The organism is Allonocardiopsis opalescens, from assembly GCF_003002095.1.
GTDB lineage: Bacteria > Actinomycetota > Actinomycetes > Streptosporangiales > Streptosporangiaceae > Allonocardiopsis > Allonocardiopsis opalescens.
On record NZ_PVZC01000002.1, the window covers coordinates 542,718 to 564,008 of the forward strand.

General features: G+C 73.1%; 23 protein-coding genes. 2 read left to right on the forward strand and 21 right to left on the reverse strand.

Going from position 1 to position 21,291, the window contains the following annotated elements:
• From CLV72_RS09260 to CLV72_RS09330, 15 genes are all read right to left on the reverse strand, one after another.
• Positions 1-450, reverse strand: coding sequence for a DUF6098 family protein (locus CLV72_RS09260; protein ID WP_106243041.1), 450 nt, complete (start codon positions 448-450; stop codon positions 1-3).
• Positions 447-908, reverse strand: coding sequence for a DUF1440 domain-containing protein (locus tag CLV72_RS09265; protein ID WP_245930025.1), 462 nt, complete (start codon positions 906-908; stop codon positions 447-449). Before CLV72_RS09265 ends, CLV72_RS09260 begins: the two co-directional genes overlap by 4 nt.
• A gap of 45 nt (positions 909-953) precedes the next feature.
• A complete protein-coding gene (locus CLV72_RS09270) occupies positions 954-2,495 on the reverse strand; it encodes a polyamine aminopropyltransferase (RefSeq protein ID WP_245930079.1) in 1,542 nt (513 codons plus the stop codon).
• Positions 2,496-2,599: 104 nt separating this feature from the next.
• The gene (locus CLV72_RS09275; protein ID WP_211302780.1) at positions 2,600-3,022 is read right to left on the reverse strand and encodes a DUF350 domain-containing protein; all 423 of its coding nucleotides are present in this window, start codon (positions 3,020-3,022) and stop codon (positions 2,600-2,602) included.
• Between the two features lie 42 nt (positions 3,023-3,064).
• Complete coding sequence (locus CLV72_RS09280) at positions 3,065-3,283, reverse strand: hypothetical protein (protein WP_106243048.1); 219 nt, start codon at positions 3,281-3,283, stop codon at positions 3,065-3,067.
• A gap of 35 nt (positions 3,284-3,318) precedes the next feature.
• Entirely contained in the window at positions 3,319-3,825 is a 507-nt protein-coding gene (locus CLV72_RS09285; protein ID WP_106243051.1) for a DUF2617 family protein, read from the reverse strand.
• Positions 3,826-3,828: 3 nt separating this feature from the next.
• Positions 3,829-4,419, reverse strand: coding sequence for a DUF4178 domain-containing protein (locus tag CLV72_RS09290; protein ID WP_425428055.1), 591 nt, complete (start codon positions 4,417-4,419; stop codon positions 3,829-3,831).
• Positions 4,420-4,546: 127 nt separating this feature from the next.
• Positions 4,547-5,263, reverse strand: a complete 717-nt coding sequence (locus tag CLV72_RS09295) for a DivIVA domain-containing protein (protein ID WP_170140927.1) — start codon at positions 5,261-5,263, stop codon at positions 4,547-4,549.
• Complete coding sequence (locus CLV72_RS09300) at positions 5,260-6,399, reverse strand: globin domain-containing protein (protein ID WP_106243062.1); 1,140 nt, start codon at positions 6,397-6,399, stop codon at positions 5,260-5,262. Before CLV72_RS09300 ends, CLV72_RS09295 begins: the two co-directional genes overlap by 4 nt.
• 243 nt (positions 6,400-6,642) lie before the next feature.
• Positions 6,643-7,473, reverse strand: a complete 831-nt coding sequence (locus tag CLV72_RS32765) for a hypothetical protein (protein ID WP_211302781.1) — start codon at positions 7,471-7,473, stop codon at positions 6,643-6,645.
• 305 nt (positions 7,474-7,778) lie between these two features.
• Positions 7,779-9,395: an Nramp family divalent metal transporter gene (locus tag CLV72_RS09310; RefSeq protein WP_106243066.1), complete on the reverse strand. Its 1,617-nt coding sequence runs from the start codon at positions 9,393-9,395 to the stop codon at positions 7,779-7,781.
• 320 nt (positions 9,396-9,715) lie between these two features.
• The gene (locus CLV72_RS09315) at positions 9,716-10,366 is read right to left on the reverse strand and encodes a response regulator transcription factor (protein ID WP_106243069.1); all 651 of its coding nucleotides are present in this window, start codon (positions 10,364-10,366) and stop codon (positions 9,716-9,718) included.
• Entirely contained in the window at positions 10,357-11,592 is a 1,236-nt protein-coding gene (locus CLV72_RS09320) for a sensor histidine kinase (protein ID WP_106243072.1), read from the reverse strand. The genes CLV72_RS09315 and CLV72_RS09320 overlap by 10 nt, the downstream gene beginning before the upstream one ends.
• A gap of 199 nt (positions 11,593-11,791) precedes the next feature.
• Positions 11,792-12,430 (reverse strand): NAD(P)-dependent oxidoreductase, encoded by a 639-nt coding sequence (locus tag CLV72_RS09325; protein ID WP_106243076.1) that lies wholly within the window; start codon positions 12,428-12,430, stop codon positions 11,792-11,794.
• A gap of 45 nt (positions 12,431-12,475) precedes the next feature.
• Positions 12,476-12,835 carry a permease prefix domain 1-containing protein gene (locus CLV72_RS09330; protein ID WP_106243079.1) on the reverse strand — a complete coding sequence of 120 codons (360 nt, stop codon included), beginning with the start codon at positions 12,833-12,835 and terminating at the stop codon, positions 12,476-12,478.
• 158 nt (positions 12,836-12,993) lie between these two features.
• On the opposite strand from CLV72_RS09330, the gene CLV72_RS09335 reads away from it, so the two are divergent.
• Together CLV72_RS09335 and CLV72_RS09340 are read left to right on the forward strand one after the other, a co-directional pair.
• Positions 12,994-13,929 carry a MarR family winged helix-turn-helix transcriptional regulator gene (locus tag CLV72_RS09335; RefSeq protein ID WP_106243082.1) on the forward strand — a complete coding sequence of 312 codons (936 nt, stop codon included), beginning with the start codon at positions 12,994-12,996 and terminating at the stop codon, positions 13,927-13,929.
• Between the two features lie 102 nt (positions 13,930-14,031).
• Positions 14,032-14,490, forward strand: coding sequence for a DUF488 domain-containing protein (locus CLV72_RS09340; RefSeq protein ID WP_106243086.1), 459 nt, complete (start codon positions 14,032-14,034; stop codon positions 14,488-14,490).
• Here the strand turns inward: CLV72_RS09340 and CLV72_RS32105 are convergent.
• The 6 genes from CLV72_RS32105 to CLV72_RS09365 all read right to left on the reverse strand — a co-directional run bounded on the left by CLV72_RS32105 (position 14,487) and on the right by CLV72_RS09365 (position 21,198).
• On the reverse strand, positions 14,487-14,651 hold the full coding sequence (locus tag CLV72_RS32105) for a hypothetical protein (RefSeq protein WP_170140902.1): 165 nt from the start codon (positions 14,649-14,651) through the stop codon (positions 14,487-14,489). The genes CLV72_RS09340 and CLV72_RS32105 overlap by 4 nt on opposite strands.
• A 285-nt stretch (positions 14,652-14,936) precedes the next feature.
• On the reverse strand, positions 14,937-15,743 hold the full coding sequence (locus CLV72_RS09345) for a cupin domain-containing protein (RefSeq protein ID WP_106243091.1): 807 nt from the start codon (positions 15,741-15,743) through the stop codon (positions 14,937-14,939).
• 142 nt (positions 15,744-15,885) lie between these two features.
• Complete coding sequence (locus CLV72_RS09350) at positions 15,886-16,884, reverse strand: DUF6807 domain-containing protein (RefSeq protein ID WP_106243095.1); 999 nt, start codon at positions 16,882-16,884, stop codon at positions 15,886-15,888.
• Between the two features lie 93 nt (positions 16,885-16,977).
• Positions 16,978-18,951: an ABC transporter substrate-binding protein gene (locus CLV72_RS09355; protein WP_106243098.1), complete on the reverse strand. Its 1,974-nt coding sequence runs from the start codon at positions 18,949-18,951 to the stop codon at positions 16,978-16,980.
• A 104-nt stretch (positions 18,952-19,055) separates the two neighbouring features.
• The gene (locus CLV72_RS09360; RefSeq protein ID WP_106243101.1) at positions 19,056-20,129 is read right to left on the reverse strand and encodes an ABC transporter ATP-binding protein; all 1,074 of its coding nucleotides are present in this window, start codon (positions 20,127-20,129) and stop codon (positions 19,056-19,058) included.
• The gene (locus CLV72_RS09365) at positions 20,119-21,198 is read right to left on the reverse strand and encodes an ABC transporter ATP-binding protein (RefSeq protein WP_106243648.1); all 1,080 of its coding nucleotides are present in this window, start codon (positions 21,196-21,198) and stop codon (positions 20,119-20,121) included. The genes CLV72_RS09360 and CLV72_RS09365 overlap by 11 nt, the downstream gene beginning before the upstream one ends.
• Positions 21,199-21,291 lie beyond the last annotated feature (93 nt).

A 21,291-nucleotide genomic window follows, 5' to 3' on the forward strand; every position in this document is an offset into this window, starting at 1 on the left:
TCAGCCCGCCGTCGCCCGGCCCACGTCGAAACGGGCCTCGTACCAGCGGCGGGCGGTGATCAGCAGCTCGTCGTGCAGCCAGGCGAGCGGTTGGACCCGGTCCACCAGCGGCTCGTTGTCGGGGCCGCGGCCGATGACGCGGCCGAACAGCAGCCAGGTCCGGTTGCCGGTTTCGCCCGTGAGGTGCGCGTACGAGCGGACCTGGCGGGCCACCCAGTCAGCGGGCGGGCGCGTCCACCACGACGGCGGGCTGAGCGGGTTGACCGACAGGCCGGGCAGCCGCACGCCGCTCTCGTAGTCGACACTGGTCCGCGCGGCGTCGTGCTCGGGCCCCTTGGAGTGGCGCACGTAGACCTCCTCGGGGCGGGCCACCTCGGCCAGCAGCTCCTCCATCGTGGTGAGCACCGGCAGCTCCGCGTCCGTACCTCCGGTGCCCGGCCGCCCGCTCACGGCCGCCGCCCGGCCGGGTGCGCGGCCACGATGAGGCCGTACAGCACGTGGTCGGCCAGGAAGGCCGCGCGCTCGGCCGGGCGCCCGGGCTTCGCGTGGCGCAGGCCGAGCGCGGGGGCGAGCACCCCTTCGAACAGCGCCCAGACCGCGATCCCGTAGGCGGGGCCGCTCCAGGCGGCACGGCGCACCCGCGCCGGCAGCAGGCCGAAGGCGGCGCCGGCCGTCCCGCCGTAGGCCCAGTGCGCCAGCTCGACCACGGCCGGGCGGCGCTCCCGCGGCACCCGCAGGAAGACTTGCGGCGCGGTCTCTGTCAGCACGTCCTCGGGCGGGGTGCGCTCCTGCAGGCCGAGTCCCGTCCACAGCCTGCGCACACCGGACATGGCCATCGCGGCCACCACTCCGCGTGCGGCCGCTCGCACGGCGGCGGCGGGGGGCGCGCCGTCGACTGAAGTTCCCATGCGCTCCGGCTATCCGGCCGCGCCCTGTTCATGCGCCGCGAGGGCTCAGTAGCCGTCCCAGCCGGACTCGTAGTAGTCGATGATGCGCGGGCGCAGCAGGGTGGACGGCAGCGCGCCGGTGCGCCTGCGGTCGGCCGGGAAGACCGCGGCGGCGGCCAGGGTGGCCTCGTCCAGGAAGCGCAGCCGGGGGCGCTCGGCGGCCAGCGCCAGTTCGGGCGGCCCCCCGGTGCCCGCGAGGAAGAAGCCCCAGTTGCCGAAGCTCGGCACGTCGACCTGGTAGGGCACCGCCTGGTACCCGGCCGCGTTCAGCCCGGCGCCCACGCTCCAGTAAGCGTCCGCGGCGAAGAAGGGCGAGCCGGCCTGCACCACCAGCCGGCCGTCCGGGCGCAGCGCGTGCCGGATCAGCTCGTAGAACTCCACCGAGAACAGCTTGGCGGTGCCGACATTGTCGGGGTCGGGCAGATCGGCGACGACCACGTCGTAGCGGTCGGGGTTGTCGCGCAGCCAGTTGAAGGCGTCGGCGGCGACCGCCTCGACCCGCGGGTCGCCGAAGGCGCCGCCGTTGAGGGCGCTCAGCACCGGGTCCTCGCGGGCCAGCTCGACCACGGCGGGGTCCAGGTCGACCAGGGTGACCCGCTCGACGTCCGGATAGCGCAGGATCTCGCGGGTGCCGAGGCCGTCGCCGCCGCCCAGCACCAGCACCTCGCCGTGCGGGCCGTTCATCGCCGGGTGGACCAGGGCCTCGTGGTAGCGGTACTCGTCGATCGAGGAGAACTGGAGGTCGCCGTTGAGGAAGAGCCGGGTGTCGCGGCCGTCGAGGGAGCGGGTGAGCACGATCTCCTGGTAGGCGGAGCGGCCGGCGTGCACGATCGGATCGCGGTACAGCGCCTGCCTGGCCGTCACCTCGAAGCGGTCGGCCAGCACGTAGGCGCCGCCGAGCACCGCGAGGACGACGGCCAGCGCGGCGCTGAGCAGCACCGTGCTGCGGCGGCCGAGATCACCCCGGAACAGCCAGAGCACCACGGCCACGCCGACCACCGCGTTGACCGCGCCCACCACCAGCGCCCCGTGCAGCAGGCCGAGCATGGGCAGCAGCAGGAAGGGGAAGGCCAGGCCACCGATGAGCGCCCCGATGTAGTCGGCGGCGAAGAGGTCGGCCACCGCGCTGGCGGCGTCCTGCCTGCGGATCCGCTGGATCAGCATCATCAGCAGCGGGATCTCGGCGCCGATCAGCGCCCCGATCGCGAAGGCGATGACGATCAGGGCCGGCTGGTAGAGGTTGAACCAGGCGAAGGCGGCGTACAGCAGCAGCACGGACAGCCCGCCGACCAGGGCGAGCAGCGCCTCCACCAGGGCGAAGGAGGCGGCGGCCCGGCGCAGCCGCTTGGTCGCCAGCGAGCCGACGCCCATCGCGAAGACCATCACCGACAGCACGATGGCCGCCTGGGTGACGGTGTCGCCCAGCAGGTAGCTGCCCAGCGCGACCAGCGCCAGCTCGTAGACCAGGCCGCAGGCCGCGCAGATGAAGACGGCCAGCAGCACCAGCAGGCGGGCCGCCCGCGGCCGCCCGGCCAGCGCGCCGGGCAGCGGCGCGGCCGCCTGCCCGGCGTCCGCGCCGGACCCGGGGTCCGCCACGGGCGCCGCGTCCGCCGCGCCGCCGTCCGTGGTCGGAGCGGCCGGGCCGCTCCCGGTCAAGAGATGGCGGCCGCGACGATGAACGCGACGGCCAGGTGCGCCGCGGCCGACACCCACACCGCCGGATGCAGCTCGGTCTCGGCCACCACGGTGCCGGGCTTGCCCGGGGTGAGCAGGTCGACCACCAGGAAGGACAGCGCCATCAGCACCAGCCCCACCAGCCCGTAGGCGACGGTGCTGAGCAGGCCGAGCCAGATGCCCTCCTCGCTGGCGAAGATGGCCATGGCGACGATGATGCCGACGCCGAGCAGGTTGGAGGCGAGCAGCACCGCGGCGTTGCGGTTGCGGTTCACCCAGATCAGGTCGGCGAGCCGTCCGGGGGTGAGCAGGTCGGTCAGCACGTAGCCGACCACCATCAGCACCAGGCCGACCAGGCCGTAGCCCAGGGCGGCGGCGGTCAGGTAGAGCACATTGGTCACGGGATCCTCACTTGGCTGTCGCGGTGTGCGCTGGTCGGGTCGTCATTTGCCGAAGCCGGGGCCGCCGCCGCGGAACCCGCTGCCGCCGCTGGAGCCGCTGTAGCCGCCGAAGAAGAAGCCGCCGCCGCTGCTGTAGCCGGGGCGGCACTGGCTGAGGAGCAGGAAGATGATGATGACCACCACGATCACGATGATCCAGGTGTACTGGCTCGCGCCCCGGTCGGTGTCGGGGCGGTGGGCGGTGCGCAGGCGTCGGATCATGCCGCCTCCCTGGTCGCTGCTTCCGGTGCGTCTGCTCATGGGAGGCTCACCGTGGTCGTGGTGGTGACGAGTTCGCCGCTCTGCGGATAGGCGTGCCAGCTGTGCCAGCGCACCAGGCCGGGGGCGAGTACGGCCGTCAGCGCGGTGACGGCGTGCGGGCCGCCGGGGAAGGCGGCGATCAGCCCGCCCGGGTGGGCGGCGACCTCGGCGGCCAGCCGCTCGACCCGTTCGGCCAGCGCGTCGGGCGCCAGCGGGCGCACCCGGGACCGGAAGTCGTAGCGGCCCATGCCGGGCAGCGGCAGGGCGCGGCGCGGCGGCAGCCCGCCGGGGCGCTGCGGCAGGCAGGCGACGGTCTCCAGCAGCGCGGTTGCGTCGCCGTCCAGCGCCACCTGATGGGAGGCGCCGAGCACCCGCAGTTCGAGCCGCAGGCCCGGCGCGGTCAGCACCCGGGCGGCCAGCGCCTCGGCCTCGGGGTGCTCCAGCGTCCACACGAGCTGGTCGGCCCGGGTGTCGGAGAAGGGGGCGGTGATGGTCGCCCGCACGGGTCAGCTCCCCGGGTAGATGGTCAGGCTGCCGTTGGGCACGGGCGTACCGAGGCTGGGCTCCCACCGGCCGTGGTCGAAGCGCTCGAAGGACAGCTGGCGGCCGTCGGGCGCCTCGTAGTCGGCGTAGTCCATGCCGCCCTGCGGCCGCAGCCCGGTGGTGCCCTCGGAGCGGTAGGAGGCGGTGCCGCGCTCCTGGAGCCGGTAGGTGACGCCCTCGAACTCCAGGACCGGGCTGTGCGGGGTGAGGTCGGACTCCGGCAGCGAGGTCCACATGGCCAGCTGGAGGTCGGGGTCCTCCTCGACCGACAGCCAGCGCTTGGGCGAGCCCTGCTCACTGAGGTCGAGGAAGTGCTCCGACCAGGTGGAGCCGCCCTCCGACAGGCGCAGCGAGCCGCGCACCCAGGAGCGGTCGCCCAGGTACTCGACCATGTCGCCGGCCTTCAGCGAGCGGGGGTCGCCGCCGGTGCCGGTGTCGGCGAAGGGGTCGCTCGGCACGGCCGGGGGCCGCGCCTGCGGTTCGGCCGCACGGCGCTGCCGGAGCAGCACGACGATCACCGCGACCAGGGCCGCGATGACGAGCAGCACTACGATCCATTCCACCGTGCCACGCCTCGCTCAGGTTCGTTTCCGCCGATCAGGGCTCAGTGTGGCAGGTCGACGGTAACGAATGGGCATCCGGAGCGGAGCGGCCGGAGTCCGGATGCGGACGTCGCGGCGTTCAGCGGGTGAATCGCCGCTCCGTCAACTCGGTCTCCTCGGACCTGGCGGCCGGCGCGCGCACCTCGGCTTTGACCAGGTCGGGCTGGCTGAGCGACAGCTCGCCGAGCCGGCCGATCTCCTTGGCGAAGGCGTCGCTGGCCGCCTGCATCTGGACCTGGACGGCGTGGCAGAAGGTCTTCAGCCAGGCCACCCGCCGCTCCATCTCCTCCAGTTCGGCGGCGTAGCGCTCCCCCGCCTGCGCCCGGTAGACGCGGCCCGCCTCGTCCGCCGCCTCCTCGGCGCGCTCCTGCGCCTCGCGCAGGGTGAGCTCGGCCTGCTCGCGGGCCTGGACGGTGACGCGGCGGGCGTAGTCCTGCGCCTGCGCGATGTAGGCGTCGGCCTGCTGCTGGGCGGCGGCGAGCACGTTGACCGCCTCGGCCGAGGGCCGCCGCGGCTGCTGCTGCTGGGGCTGCTCGTCGTCGGAGTCCCGCTTGCCGGTGTCCTTGGTGGCGCGGAACCGGTCGCGCAGCCGCTCCAGGTCGGAGCGGAGCGACAGCTTCTCGGCGTCGCCGGCCGCGATCTCCTCGGCGACGCGGTGCAGGAACTGGCGTACCTCGTCCTCGTTCAGCCCGCGGCGGCCGAGCGACGTCCGCCCGAACTCCTGGGCGCGCACCTGTTCGGGGCTGAGGCGCGGCTGAGGCCCGCGCGTCGTCCAGGTGTCCTCGGACACGGTCACGATGTGCCTCCGATTGGGGTGTCGGAACCGAATTCCTCGGTGCGGACGCGGTCGTCCGGCACGCCTTCCTCACGCAGGCGCCGCACCGTGCCGGCGACCATCTGCGGCGAGCCGCAGACATAGAAGTCCTGATCGGCCCAGGTGCTGTGCCGAAGCGCGACGTCGACGGCGTCGCCGGTGCGCGCGTCGGCCGGCGCCGGGCCCTGGGAGACGCACGGCACCACGGTGAGCCAGGGGTGCTCCTCGCCGAGTTTGCGCAGCCCGTCGAGGTCGTACAGGTAGAAGCTGAGCGCGGCGCCCGCGAAGAGGTGCACCTTGCGGGTGCCGCCCGCGGTGTGCTCGGCGGCCACCTGCTCGATGATGGCGCGGAAGGGCGCGATGCCGGTGCCGCCGGCGATGAGCACCGCGTCGGCCTCGCCGCTGAGGGTGAGCCGCTCGCCCACGGGCGAGCCGAGCCGCAGGAAGTCGCCGGGGCGCACGCCGTGGACCAGGACGGGGCTGACGATGCCGCCGTCGACCTGGCGGACGTGGAAGTCGATGGTGCCGTCGGCCCGGGGCGCGTTGGCGGGGGTCAGGTAGCGCCAGAGCTTGGGGCGCAGGTTGCTCTCGGCCGCGACGCTCTGGCCCGGCCGGAAGTCGAGCTGGTAGTTGGGGCGGACGGTGAAGACGGCGACGTCCATGCCGCGCCGCTCGTGGCTGATGATCTCAGCGTCCCACCAGGGCGGGCAGACCTTCGCCGCCTCGTCGGCCGCCTCGGTCATCACCTTGGCCACCAGGCCGTAGGCGGCGGTCCAGTCGGAGGCCAGCTCGTCGGTCCAGGCCGGGCCGAGGAAGTGCGCGAGGGTGTCCAGCAGCGCGGCGCCGACCGCCGGGTAGTGCTCGGCGACCACCGCGAACCTGCGGTGGTCCTTGCCGAGGCCCTGCAGGAAGGGGAGCAGCTCGTCGACCTGGTCGACCTGGGAGACGATGCGGCCCAGCGCCGAGACCAGGCGGTCGCGCTGCCCGGCCATGCCGGTCGGGAAGAGCTCGCGGGTCTCGGGATGGCTCAGGAAGAGGGAGGAGTAGAAGAACAGCGGGACCTGGTCGCCGTGGGCGGCGACCGCGCGCCACGAGTCCTTGAGCCGTGCCACATCCACGGTTCGTCTGCCCCCTCGTCGGCTTAACGGGCGCGCGTGGAGCGGCGGCGCCCGAATCGATCACTCCGGCGGGCATGAACAATACCGAATGTAACTTCCCGGAACAGGGCAAACCGGAGAATGCGCAGTGATCGTGGCGTGTCGCGTCCGCACCAGCGGCCACAGAGGCCCCATGCCACGGGGCCGTCCGACGGGCGCCGGCCCGGCCCGCAGGCGGCGGGCCGGGCCGGATGTGGTCAGAAACTAGGGCCAGCGGACGTCGGTGGAGTAGGGCAGGCTGTCGACGGCCGTCTCGGAGTGGGCGTTCAGCTCGTTGTACAGCTGGGTCCACGCGGCGGCCGGCGTGTTGTCGGTGTTGGTGCAGCCGCGCTGCTGGCAGGCGGTCCGCTGCGAGAAGGCGCCCGCGAACCTGACCGGGCCGGCCGAGCCGCGTGCGCCCCAGGAGCTGATCCGGGACCACTGCCGGGCCTGGATGCCGTCGGTTCGGTAGATCTGCGGGATGGCCCGCACGGTGGAGGCGGCGCCGGTCGACACGTAGTGCACGTCGGCGACGGTCCAGCCGTTGTTGCAGGTGGTGGAGGTGGATCCGTAGGTCGGGCAGCCGTCGGCGGAATTCACCGCGTACAGGGTGCGGGAGTTGGCGTCGGTGAAGGCGTCCAGCCAGCCGCGCGCCCACGCGGGGTTGGACCAGCCGGGCTCGGCGTCGACGGCGGCGGTGACCGTCACCCCGGCGGCGCTGATGGCGCTGTCGGCGCTGGAGACCAGGGCGGCCCAGCGGGCGCCGGCCGCGGCGCCGCCGACGCCGCCGTCGGACTTGTTGTTCACACCGAGCGCCAGGATGGCGGTGTTGGAGCCCCGGCACTCGGCGAAGCCCGCGGCCCACTGCTGGGCGTAGCCGCTGGCGACGGTGTCGGCCACCCGGGGCGTGGTGGTGCTGGCCCAGGTGCCCGGCTGGCGGAGCCGGTTGCCGGACTCCTGAGTGCCGAAGAACAGCACCCGGACGCCGGAGCGGCCGGACTCGCCCTCGGCGCAGCCGGCGGCGCGACCCAGGTTCGCGCTGCTCGATCCGGTCAAGGGGACGTAACGGCTGACAGTGGCCGCCGGAGGCGCCGGAGCGGCCGGGCCGGGGGTCGGGGCGGCGTGGGCGGCAGCGGTCGGGACGGTCAGGGCGGCGGCCAGAAGGGCGGCGGCTGGGACGATTCGGCTGAATGGCATGGATCCTCCGATGGGCACGAACGGGGTACGCCTCTTGGATCTGCCTCAGCCATATACAAAACCTACGAACTTGTCGACATCCTGGTAGGAAATTTACGGAGACGACCCGTAAGGGGCCGGCCGCACCTTGGCGCTGCCCGCGGTGCGGCCGGCCGGTCGGGCGCTCAGAACCGCACCAGGGCGGCCCCGGTGAAGAACTCGTAGACGAAGTTGACGAAGAAGAAGCCGAAGAACAGGAAGTTGAGCACCAGGATCACGTAGTGCCAGGGCCGCGGCCGGGCGGGCCGGGGCAGTCGGGAGTTCAGGTACATCAGCACGAAGGGGAACATCAGCGCGCCGAAGTTGGACATGTTCGCCGAGATCTGCACCAGCTCGGCCGGGAGCGCCAGGTGCATCGCCACCGCGATGACGGCCAGCACGACCAGCATGTACGGGTAGTAGAAGCGCCGCGGGTCGCCCTCGATCAGCCGCCGCAGCCGCGGGCTGGTGGCGTGGACGGCGTCGGTGAAGTTGCGGACCAGCGCCTCGAAGATGCCCAGCTGGGTGGAGAAGAGCACCAGCACCCCGATCAGCAGCATCAGCGCGAACATCGCCGGGCCGTACTGGGCGCCCAACTGCTCGGCGGCGAAGGTCGGCACGTTCGCCGGGGTGGGCGCCTCGCCGCTGCTCACCACCAGGTGGGCCATCAGCACCGTCGGCAGCAGCATGCCGAGCATCGCGCCGACGAAGAACACGCCCCACAGGTCGATCATCAGCAGCCGGTACCAGCGCTTCCACCGGGACCGGTTCACCGGTGTGTCCGGGAAGGTCACGCCCACCGGGCGCACCTCGGCGCGCCCGCCGCGCACGCCGGACAGGAAGCCGACCCGGTGGCCCATGCCGTAGCCCTTGTCCCGGTAGTGGTTCATCGCGTACCAGTTCAGCCCGGAGGCCAGCGCGGTGAAGCCGGCCAGTCCGCCCAGCTGGGTGGCGGTGATGCCCTCCGGCGGCGCGGCCGGGGTGACCAGGCCGCTCACGCCCTCCAGCCAGACGGAGCCGGGCACGACCGCGACCGTCACCACCAGCAGCACCGCGATCAGCGAGCCGATGATCACCCAGTTGGCCAGTTCGAGGGCACGGGAGATCCGGCGGGCCAGCACGGTGATCAGGAAGACCACCAGCAGCAGCCCGATGCCCAGCAGCCGGGTCCACTGGACCTCGTCCGGCTCGTGCACCCGCCCGGCGATCAGCGCGAACAGGCCCTGCCCCGCCCCGGCCGCCCAGCCGCCGAAGATGAAGGCGAAGTAGAAGACGAACAGCGAGAAGGGCACCCAGAACTTCCAGCCGGGCGGCACCCGGCCGAAGCCGACGATCGGCACCTCGCCGGTCGCCACCACGTACCGGGAGATCTCCACGTTGTAGAAGGTCTGCAGCAGCGCCGAGACCGTGATCACCCAGCCGACGCCGACGAAGCCGAAGGAGCCGACCGCCTGCGGCCCCAGCAGCCACTCACCGCTGCCGACCGAGATGCCCAGCGCGATCAGGCTGGGGCCGATGACGAACTGGACGATCTGCAGCGGCCCGAGCCGCCGGACCTTGAAGACCTCCTCGGGCTCCGGCAGGTCCTCGAGCCCCAGCGGCGGACGGCTCACGCCCAGCGGGTACTCGGCGGCGGGAGCCGCGACGGCGTCGGGACCGGGTCTGACGGGCTCACCGGGCGGAATCGGATCGGGGGCGGGGGCGGGGGCGGGACTCGGCGGCGGGTCGGCGGATACGGGTTCGCGATCGGGGCTGTCGACCATCACGACCTCCTGACCGGTTCGGTAATGATCGCGTAACACCGCGCTGACGTTCCGTCAAGGGCGATCAGGGTTTCAGCAGGTGGAACGCCGGGCCCAGGACACGGACGGCCGGGGGACCCTGGGCTGGTCACAGGGCGGCGACCACGGCCGGAGCGCTGGTTCGAAATCCTCGCGTTCGACCAGAAGGCCCCGTCACGGCTGGACCGGTTCCAGGACCGGATCCGGATGGACGACATCCTCGAAGACCGCTACGAGCGTGTCCGCAAGGCTCTCCGCACCGCTGGGAACGGCGGCGCTGGAGATCCCGTCGCCGTCCCGGCTCAGCTGCCGAGGTACCGCAGCACCGCGAGCACGCGGCGGCTGTAGCCGGTGGTCTGCGAGAGGTCGAGCTTGTCGAAGATGGCGTTGATGTGCTTCTCGACGGCGCTCTGGGTGATGCTCAGGCGGGCGCCGATGGAGGCGTTGGCGTGGCCCTGGGCCATCTCGTGCAGCACCTCGCGCTCGCGGGCGGTGAGGCGCGCCACCGGGTCGACGTGGCTGGTGCGAGCGAGCAGCTGGCGGACCACCTCGGGGTCGAAGGCGGCGCCGCCGGCCGCCACCCGCTCCAGCGCGGCCAGGAACTCCTCGACCTGGCCGACGCGGTCCTTGAGCAGGTAGCCCACTCCGCCGCTGTAGGCGGTCAGCAGCTCGGTGGCGTAGCGCTTCTCGACGTACTGCGAGAGCACCAGCACGCCGATGCCGGGCCGGCGCCGCCGGATCTGGAGTGCGGCCCGCAGGCCCTCGTCGGTGTGGGTCGGCGGCATCCGCACGTCCACCACGACCACGTCGGGCGGCTCGGCGGCGCGGTCCAGCTCGGCCAGCAGCGCCTCGCCGTCGCCGACGGCCGCCGCGACCGTGTGACCCTCCTCGGCCAGCAGCCGGACCAGGCCCTCGCGCAGCAGCACCGAGTCCTCGGCGAGGATCACCCGCATGGCAGCTCCGCGGTGACGGTGGTGGGTCCGCCGGGCGGGCTGTGCACGGCGAAGGCGCCGTCGAGGGCGGCCACCCGGCGGGCCAGCCCGGACAGGCCGGTGCCCGCCGGGTCGGCGCCGCCGGCGCCGTCGTCGTGCACGCGGATGGCGACGGCGGTTCCGCGCGGTTCGACGCGGACCTCGATGGCCGAGGCGGCGGCGTGCTTGACGGCGTTGGTGACGGCCTCGCAGACGACGAAGTAGGCGGCCGCCTCCACCGGGCCCGGCGGGCGCTCGGCCAGCCGGTACTTTAGCCGCACCGGCACCGCCGAGCGCTCTGCCATGCCCGACAGCGCGGCGGAGAGCCCCACGTCGTCCAGGGTGGCGGGGTAGACGCGCCAGGCCACCTCGCGCAGATCGTCCAGCGCCCGCTGGGTCTGGTCGTGCGCCTGGTCCAGCAGCTCGCCGGCCGGCGCTCCGGCGGCGGCCGCGGCGCGCCTGGCCCGGCCGAGCAGCATGGACAGGGCGACGAGCCGCTGCTGGACGCCGTCGTGCAGGTCGCGCTCGATGCGGCGCCGCTCGGTGTTCACCGCCTCCACCACGCCGGCCCGGCTGGCGGTCAGCTCGGTGATGCGGCGTTCGAGCAGATCCTGCTGGCTGGGGCCCAGCATCCGCGCGGCCAGCCGGCGCTCGGCCGAGGCCAGCGCGAGGGTGAGCCGCGCCGCCAGGTAGCCCAGGGTCGCGCCGATGAGGACGCCGGTGATGACGTTGTTGGAGATCAGGTTGACGCCCGGCCAGTTCAGGTGCACCGAGCGCGCCCCGTACACGACGCCCTCGCCGATCGCGACGATGACCGAGCCGACGGACAGCAGCGAGGCGCCCAGCACCACCCAGGCACCGGCCAGCGCGACGGGCACCCGCACCGCCAGATAGGTCGGCGCACCGGTGCCGCCACCCGGCGCCGGGTGCGGCGCGGAGACGTCGGAGGCGTACCAGCGGTCCATGCGGCGCCGCTCCCAGCGGACCAGCTCGTGCGCGACGGTGCTCACCCGCGCCGCCAGCGCCCGGCGCGCCACCGGCCGTCCCAGGGTGCCGAGCCAGGCCAGGCCCGCGACAGCCCCCAAGACCGCTTCGAGCAGCGCGGTACCCGCGCCGAGCAGCACGCCGACACTCAGCCGCGGCCACACCCGCACGGGATGCGGCAGCAACCGCACGGCCCGCCGGGCCACGGTGATCGGCTGTGCCATGGAAAACGTCCCCGAGTCGGCTCCGGCCGGACACGCCCCGCCGCGCACCCGGTATCGGCCCAGGCTATGACAGCCGCAGGCCGCCCCACCCTGGTGCCCGCCGCAGCCGCGTACTGCGGCGGACCACACCCCGGCCGGGGTCGGTCGCCGGTGCCGACGGGGCGCGGACGGTGGCCGGGGCGTCCAGGCATGGCCGGAGTCAGTAGCCGATGCCCACAGTCGCGCGGACCGCGGCCGAGTCGTCCAGCACACGCAGCATCTCGGCGGCGAGATCGGCCCGGGAGATCGCGTAGCCGCCCGGCACATTGCGGCGCAGTGCGGTGCGGTAGGCGCCGGTGGCGGGTCCGTCGGTGAGCCGGGGCGGGCGCAGTACCGTCCAGTCCAGGCCGCTGGTGAAGATCTCGCCCTCCATCACCGCCAGGTCGGCGTAGGCGGCGGAGAACAGCGCGCGCAGGATCGGCCGCACGGTGAGCCGGTACAGCGGCCGGTCGCCGGGGTCGCGGTCGGGCACCGGCGCGGCGCTGAGGGCGACGAGCCGGCGGACGCCGTGCGCCTTCATCGCGGCGATGATGTGCGGCACGCCGGTGCCGCAGACGGGCCCGCCGTCGGTGGCGCCGAGGGCCGACAGCACGGCGTCGGCCCCGGCGACGGCGGCGGCGACCTGCTCGCGGTCGAGGACGTCGCAGCGGACGGGATGCGGCGCGGGCGCGGCGGGGGCGCGCTCGGGCAGCCGCGCGGGCTCGCGGACGGCGGCCGTGACCTCGTGGCCGGCGGCGAGCGCCAGGTCCACCAGCCGGCGGCCGGTGCCGCCGGTGGCGCCGAACACGGTGAGCCTCATCGCGGGTACCTCGCTGATCGGGTGCGGTTCACGGGCCGGGCCGTCTCAGGTGTTCAGGCCCAGCGACCACGGCCGGGCCGGCCGTGCGAGGCGCCGGGCGCCGGGGCGCGCGCCGGGCGCGGCGGGTCCCGGCCGGACGGGGACGGCCTCCAGGTAGGCGTCGGCCAGCTCGCGGGCCGAGCCGAACTCGGCCACCGCGCGCAGCTGGGCGGAGTGCGGGTCCAGGCCCGCGCGCCGGTGCTTGGCGGCGGCGTCGGCCAGGCCGCCGGCCAGCTCCGCGAGCACGTCGGCGGTGAAGCCGGCCGGACGGCGCTGGGCGCGCAGCCGCCGTCCGAGTTCGCGCAGGTAGGCGCCGATGACCGGGCCCTCCGACTCCAGGGCCCCAGGTGCCGCGTTCGGCTCCATCGCCGTCCTCCCCCGCCGCTGACCGCGCTGCCGGTCCGCCGTCTCTCATCCCCGCCGGACCAGACCGTATCGTCAAGCCACTTAACGGTCAAGGCGGATAATCATCAACCTAGCGAACCGTTAACTACCTTCATCGAACTGGTAGCCTGGCGCGGGAGGTGACCGAGCTGACGACGCATGCCGACCACTCCGACCAGCGCCCCGTCCCCGGTTCGCTCGGCGACTACGTCGGATACCTGCTGCGGAGGGTCTTCGACCGCCAGGAACGGCTCCGCCGCGAGCTGCTGCCCGACGGCCCGCACCCCCGCGACTACGCGGTCCTGAGCATGCTCTGCGGCGACGAGAGCTACTCCCAGCAGCGGCTGGCCGACCTGCTGGACGTCAGCGGCACCATCGTGGTCAAGCTGATCGACCGGCTGGAGGAGCAGGGCCTGGTCGAGCGCCGCCGCAACCCCGGCGACCGCCGCTCCTACATCCTGGCCGTCACCGAGCAGGGCCGCCGCGCCCGCGACGAACTGGCCCCGGCCGTCGAGCGCCTAGAAGCCCTGGTCACCGAGCCGCTGTCCGCCGCCGAGACCGAACGGCTGATCCGGCTGCTGCACGCGCTGCTGCCACCCGGCCCCACCCGCGAGGCGGTCGGCACCGCCGAGCACCGCGGCGCCTTCCTGCTGCTCAAGGCGTACTACCACTTCCGCGACCGCAACGACGCCGCCCTGGCCGGCCACGGCATCGCCGCCCGGCACTTCGGCGCCCTGAACGTCCTCAGCGAACTGGAGCCCTGCCCCCAGCAGCGGCTCGCCCGCCGGATGGGCATCGCCGAGTCCGTCATGGTCCAGTTCGTCGACCACCTGGAATCCGCCGGCCTGGTCGAACGCGCCCGCGACCCAGCCGACCGCCGCCGCTACGCCCTGCGCCTCACCGAACGCGGCCACACCCGCCTGACCGCCGCCCGCGCCGCGGTGGCCGCCACCCACCACGACATCACCGCCGTCCTGGGCCAGGACGGCCACCGCGAACTGCGCTCCCTCCTGCGCCGCCTCACCGACCCACCACCCGGCACGGAGGACGACGAGACGGCGAAACGGCCGTCGTGAGACACCGTCGACGGTGGCACAGATGTGTCGTATGCCTTTGGAAGGGCAAAGTACTTCGCTAGCATTGGCAGACCCGGCTACGGCAACCGAAGGTCGATTCCGATGGACGTTCCGCTTTTCAGCACATCCGGCGCGATCGGTGTCGGATACGAGGGAACGAACATCGATGATTTCATCTCGGACCTCCTCCGCCGAGACGTATCGCTACTCGTCGACGTCCGCCTGACTCCCATCTCCCGGAAAACGGGACTGAGCAAGACGAAACTGCGCGACAGGCTCGTCCGGCACGGAATCAGGTACCTGCACACGCCCGCCCTCGGGAATCCGAAGTGGAACCGGCCCGGCTTCTCAGGAACACGCGAGGAACTCACCGAGGCGCGCGGCAACTACTACGGCCTGATCGCGTTCGCCGAGGCGGCCGGCTGGATCGACGCGATCACCGAAGAGGCGAAGTCCCAGACGGTGGCGCTGATGTGCTTCGAAGCCGCCGAGGAGCGCTGCCACCGGTCGGTACTCCTCGAGGAGATCCGGCGGCGCCTCAACGGGCTGGCCGCGGCCTAGCGGTTCGGGTAGTAGATCCCCAGTACCGAGAAGACATGGGTGCGCTTCGCCTGGTTTCCCACAAAGAAGACGGTGTCGCGCTCCGCTGAGCACATCTGATCGAAGAATCGATCCCGGATTGCATCGGCGACTCGCCGCATTTCAGTCGGTGCGATGATCATCCATTACATGCGCCACCCAGTCCGACCATCGGCGGCATCACGTGCAGGTGTCACGATAAAGCAAGAAGTGGACGCGGGCGACCGGCGGCCGTTCTCGACAGAGATCATTCAACGAATGACGCCGATATGAGCCTTTTACGCCTCTGCGCATACAGGTGAGCGCACCTGCCGTGCGGCAGCGGATTCGCGGAGCCGCGGTCGACCGCGCCCCGTCCGCCCGGGCCGTCCCGTGGAGGGGGAGCGGGGCGGCCCGGGCGGTGGCCGCGCGAGGCGGCGGGGGTGGGGTCAGGTCAGGGGCTGGGCACCGTCGAGGTCCCAGACCTGGAGGCGGCCGCACATGCCGTGGCGGCGGAGGCCCTGGGGGCGCTGGGCGGTGTAGACGGTGGCGTCGGAGAGGTGGGGGGCGTGGCCGGAGGCGAGGTCGTCGAGGTGGCGGCCGGTGGTCTCGGCCTGGGCGAGGGGGCCGGAGCGCCAGGGGTGGCGCCAGCCGGCCGCCTTGGCGGTGACGAGGCGGACGGCCGCCTCGTGCAGTTCGGCCAGGGCCTGCGGGCCCTCGGAGACCACGCGCTCGCGCAGGGCCAGGTAGCCCTCGATGGCCAGGTCGCGGCGGCGGCGCGCGGCGGCGGCCATCGCGTCGTCGGCGTCGGCCGCGTTGGCGAAGTCGGCGGCCGAGGGCAGCGCGGTGGCCGCCCGGTACGCCTCGGCGTCGGCGAGCACGTGCTGCGGGTAGGTCAGCACGGCGTCGCCCGCCTCGGGCAGGCCCGCGTTCTGCATCACCACCACGAGTTCGAGGTCGCCGCTGTGGTTGACCAGCCGGTGCACGGTGCCGGGGGTGAACCACAGCAGGGTGCCGGCCGAGAGCGGGGTGGAGTGGAAGCCGGCGGCGCTCAGCGTCTCCAGCGCTCCGGAGCCCTGGAGCACCACGTAGCCCTCCGCCGAGGCGGTGTGCAGGTGCGGGGAGCCGCCGGCCAGGCCGTCGGAGGTGGGCCAGTCGTAGACCCGCAGGTGGGAGACTGCCGTCCCGCCGGGGAAGCCCGGGGTGGGGCCGGTCGCCGCTCCCAGGTCGTACTGGAGTCCGGGCTCGGTCGTCATGAGTACGCCTCCTCGGCCGTCCGCACGGCCTGGTCGAGCCGATCCACCGCCGGCGCCGCAGCGCCACGGCGTAGTCCATGCCCGCGGCCGCGCCCCGTCACCACAGCCCGGTGCCCACCGGTCGACGCCACCCGCCCCGCCCTCACGACCGCACCGCCGCGGCCTCGGCGAGTTGGCTGCGGCCGGTCTCGGCGAGGGTGCCGGAGCCGTCCCGGCCGCGGTCGCCGTCGGCGATGACGACGGCGTAGCGGAAGCGGAGCGGGACGCCGGGCTCGGCCGGGACCTCCTCGTCGAAGAACGGGGCCGGGCAGACGCAGGCGAAGACGTTGGTGCGCACGAACCACTTGACCGGATGGCCGAGGTTGGCGGGCTCGTCGACGAAGACCAGGGTGGAGGAGCGGTCGTGGTCGTCGTGCCGGCCGGCGTAGGCCATCCACGGCGCCCGCACGCCCATCAGCTCGTCGCGGCCGACGGCGTCGGGGGTGTACACGGTGCCGTTGGAGAAGGACCGGGGGCCGCGCCAGAACAGGCCGCCGTAGCCGGCGTTCTCGCGGCCCTCGGTGGTGGGGCTGCCGATCCGGATGGCGGCGCCGGTCCGGTTGGTGAACTCGGTGTCGAAGACGAGCGTCCAGGCGCCCTGATCGGGCTGGACGGTGGCGCGCACGGAGCGGGTCTCAGTGAACCAGGTCTCGCCCTGCTGGGTGACCCAGTCCAGCCGGTGCGCGATCTCGACGGCGCCGCCGTCCGCCGACACGCGGTCGAAGGCGCGGTGCACGGTGGCGCCGTCATTGTCCAGCTGCTGGTAGCCGCGGTCGCGCAGGTAGGTGGGGCCGCCCCAGAAGTTGGCCGGGCCGACATTGGGCAGCGACCAGGCGATGCCCTTGTGCCACACGTGGTCGTGCGGGCGGTACAGGCTCACCAGGTCGCCGCCGAGGGTGCGCAGCGGGTGGAAGTAGGGCCGCGGCGACTCCAGCTGCACGTCCCACGGCCGGTAGACGTACCGGGTCAGCTCGGTGCCGCCGTAGCCGATCCGCAGCGAGCGGTCGAGCTCGTGGACCAGCCCGAGTCCGCTGGGGGCCGGCTCGGTGGAGTCGGCGCCCTGGACCGGCGCGGCGGGACGGGCGGAAGTGTCGGAGGTCATACGGGTTCTCCTGTGACCGTTGCGGTGGGCGGTCCGGCGCGCCGGTGGCGGCGCCGGCCGGATCCCGCCCGGCCGGCGCCGCCACCCGGCCGGCTAGGGCTGCTCGACGTAGTACTGCTCGGGGTTGGTGGGGCCGGGGTCGTTGTAGTTGGAGGCGCTGAACATGCGCTCGGGGACGTTGTGGAAGTCGTTGGCGACGATGCCGTAGGTCTCCGGGGTCAGGCCGATGCCCATCGCCCAGAACTGGTCCTGGGCGATATCGATGATCTGCCGCATCAGCTCCTGCTGCGCCGCCGGATCGGGCTCGGCCTGCACCTGGTCGTACAGCTCCAGCTGCTGCCGGGCCGGCTCCGACGGCTCCTGACCCCGCTCGTCCTGGCCCTCGGAGGCGTACCACTGCGCCCACGGGATGGCGAAGGCCGACTCGCCGCTGTGCCAGGGCACGTACCAGCGGGGGTCGTAGAGCACGTCGGTGAGGCCGCTGTCACCGGACCAGACGCTGACCTCGTGCTCGTTGTTCTGCTTGCGCTCCAGGAACAGCGCCCGGTCCTCGGGCCGCAGCTGGACGTCGATGCCGACGGCCTGCCAGTAGCCGACGACCATCTCCATCGCGTCGATCTGATCGGGCCGGAAGTCGGTGGCCACCGAGAGCGTGAAGGCGATCGGCTCGCCGTCGGGGCCGAGCCGGGGCCCGTCGCCGCCGCGCCGCTCGTAGCCGGCGTCGTCGAGGATCTGCTCGGCCAGCTCGGGGTCGTACTCCAGGTACTGGGTGGCCAGCTCCTCGTTGTAGTACGGCGACTCGCGGCGGGGCGCGGCCTGCCACGGCTCGCCCTGCTCCTGGTAGACGACGTCGATGACCTCCTGCCGGTTGATCGCGTGCGACATCGCGATGCGGAAGTCGATGTCGTTGAAGACCTCGCGGAGGCTCTCGTCCTCGTGGGTGAGGTTGAACGCGATGACGTTCGTGTTCATCTCACTGGGCGTCTGTGCGAAGAAGTCGTAATTGCCCCGCTCGCGGTTCTCGGCCAGCACCGGCCGGTTGGCCAGCGTGTTGAAGTGCCGCGAGTGCATGTTGATGTCGCCGTTGAGCGCGCGGGTGAGCATGACCTCGGGGTCCTGCATGATCTCGAAGTTCACCCGGTCGATGTAGGGCAGCTGGTTGCCCTCCGTGTCGATCTTCCAGTAGTAGGGGTTGCGCTCCAGCACCATCGTGCCCGAGTCGGCCAGCGGCTCCACCACCATCCACGGGTTCATCGTGGGCAGCTCGGGGTTCTGCCAGGTCAGGGCGCTGTTGGTGACACCCGCGCGCACGTCGAGCATCTCCACCCAGCTGTCGAAGCCCTCCTCCTCGGCCAGCTCCTGGGCGTCGGGGTTGTAGTCCTCGTGGAACTGCTCCAGGTAGTGCCGGGGCTTGTTCACGATCTGGTAGTTGAGCAGGTCGGAGGCGGCGAACAGCGCCCGCGGCTCCTCCCAGGTGATGGTGAAGGTCTGGTCGTCGACGACCTCCACGGTGCCCGGGTCGGTGATGGCCTCGGGCGAGACCTCCTCGTTGCCGAAGATGTCGTTCAGCGCGAACTCGATGTCGCGCGAGGTGAAGGGCTCGCCGTCGGACCAGCGCAGCCCGGCCCGCAGCGTGTAGGTGAGCTGGGTGGCGTCCTCGTTGTACTCCCAGGACTCCGCCAGGTTGGGGATGGTCTCCGTCCAGTCGGTGCTCCAGCGGGTCAGGCTCTCGTAGCCGACGGTGCGGCCCAGCCACGGCCAGTCGCCGACGCCCGCGATGGCGGAGTTCCACTCCCCGCCGTAGGTGCCGACCTGCTCGGTCGGCTGCACGACGACCGGGTCCTCCGGCAGCCGCTCGGCCAGCGGCGGCAGCTCGCCCGCCTCGACCCGCTCGGCCAGCATCGGCGCCTCGTTGACGCCCTCCACGGCGGCGCCCTCCTCCTGCCCCGCGGGGTCGGTGGAGAAGAAGCTGCAACCGGTCAGCGCGAGGACCAGGACGCCGGCGACCGCGCCGAGCGCTCTCGTGCGCGGGCGGCGCCGCCCGCGTGTGGGTGTTCCCGTGTCCATATCGATGCTTCCTCCGTTGTGGCGTGGCCCCCGAGTCGGCTCGCCCTTGCGGCCGGACAGTGGTGGACGGTCCGCGGCGCCCCGGCCCGTGCGGCCGGGGCGGCTCAGACCACTCCGTTGAGCTCCAGTTCCTCGGCGTAGTGGCAGGCGGCGCGGCGGCCGGGCGCCACCTCGCGCAGCGGCGGCTCCTCGGCCGCGCAGCGCTCGGTGGCGTAGCGGCAGCGGGTGCGGAAGGAGCAGCCCGACGGCGGATCCGACGGGTCGGGCACATCGCCGGTGAGCACGATCCGGCGCTCGCCGCCGCGCAGCCGGGGGTCGGGCTTGGGCACCGCCGACAGCAGCGCCTCGGTGTAGGGGTGGCGCGGCGCGGCGTACAGCGGCTCCGTCTCGCTCAGCTCCACGATCTTGCCGAGGTACATGACGGCGACGCGGTCGCACAGGTACTCCACGACCGACAGGTCGTGCGAGATGAACAGGTAGGTGAGGTTCAGCTCGTCCTGGAGGTCCTGCAGCAGGTTGAGGATCTGCGAGCGGATCGACACGTCCAGCGCGCTCACCGCCTCGTCGGCCACCACCAGCCGGGGGTCGAGGGCGAGCGCGCGGGCGATGCTGACCCGCTGCCGCTCGCCGCCGGAGAAGGCGTGCGGGTAGCGGCGCATGTACTCCGGCCGCAGCCCCACCTTGCGCAGCATCGCGGCCACCCGCTCCTCCAGGGCGGAGCCGCTCAGGCCCTCGTTCACCCGGATCGGCTCACCGATGATCTCCAGCAGGGTGAACCGGGGGTTCAGCGAGGCGTGCGGGTCCTGGAAGATCATCCGGACCTCGCGCCGGTAGGCGCGCAGGTCGTCAGGGCCCAGCCGCGACACGTCGAGCAGCCGCCCGTCGGAGGCGCGGAAGCGGATCCGGCCGCCGGTGATCTCGCGGGCGCGCATGACGGCCGAGCCGAGGGTGGTCTTGCCGCAGCCGGACTCCCCCACCAGGCCCAGGGTCTCCCCGGCCCGGATGCTCAGGTCGACGCCGTCGACCGCCTTGACCTGGCCGACCACCTTCTGCCGGAAGCCCTTGCGGATCGGGAAGTGCACCCGCACGCCCTCGGTCTCCAGCAGCACCCGCTCGTCGGGCGCCTCGCCGCCGCCCCCGGGGGCGTGCTCCTCGGGGCGGGTGGTCTCAGTCGCCATGGCTGCTCTCCGGGGTGGGTTCGGGCGCGGCGGTCTGGGCGTCGGGGGCTCCCGGGGCCGGGCCGCCGTCACCGCCGTAGAGCAGGCAGCGCACCTGCCGGTCGGGGCCGAGCGCGACGGGCGGCGGCACGGTGGCGTCGCAGCGGCCCGGCATGAAGGCGTCGCAGCGGGTGTGGAAGACGCAGCCGGCGGGCCGGTTGGCGGGATCGGGCACGATGCCCTTGATCGAGCGCAGCCGCTCGCGGCGGCGGTGCCCGATCTTGGGGATGGACTCCAGCAGCGCCCGGGTGTAGGGGTGCTTGGGGTCGTGGAAGATGTCGTCGACCGGGCCCTTCTCCACGACCTTGCCCAGGTACATGATCGCCACGTCGTCGGCCATCTCGGCCACCACGCCCATGTCGTGGGTGATGAACATGATCGCCATGCCCAGCTCGCGCTGGAGCCGCTTGAGCAGCTCCATGATCTGGGCCTGGGTGGTCACGTCCAGCGCGGTCGTCGGCTCGTCGGCGATCAGCAGGCCGGGGTCGCACGACAGCGCCATCGCGATCATCACCCGCTGGCGCATCCCGCCGGAGAACTGGAACGGGTAGGAGTCCACCAGCCGCCCGGGGTTGGGGATGTTCACCATGCCCAGCAGCTCGACCGCCCGCTCGCGCGCCTCGCGCTTGCCCACGTCGTTGTGCACCCGGATGGCCTCGACCATCTGGTTGCCCACCGTGTGCACCAGCGAGAGCGAGGTCATCGGCTCCTGGAAGATCATCGCGATGTCCTTGCCGCGGACGCTCCTGATCTCCTTGCCGCCCGGCTTGAGTCCGGCCAGGTCCACGACCTCGCCGGGCCCCCCGTCGGCGCCGCCGCGGCGCAGCAGGATCCGCCCGTCGACCACCCGGCCGGGCGCCTCCACCAGCTGGAGGATGGAGCGGGCGGTGATGCTCTTGCCGCAGCCGCTCTCCCCGACCACGCACAGGGTGCGGCCCCGCCGGATCTCCAGGTCGACCCCGTCGACGGCGCGCACCGTGCCCTCGTCGGTGAAGAAGTGGGTCTTGAGGCCCCGCAGCTCCACCAGCACCTCGCCGCCGGGTGCCCCGGGGGCGCCGCCGGCCTGCGCGGCCGGGGCTCCGCCCGCCTCGGCCGCCCGTTCGCCTGCCCGCACGACTCTCAC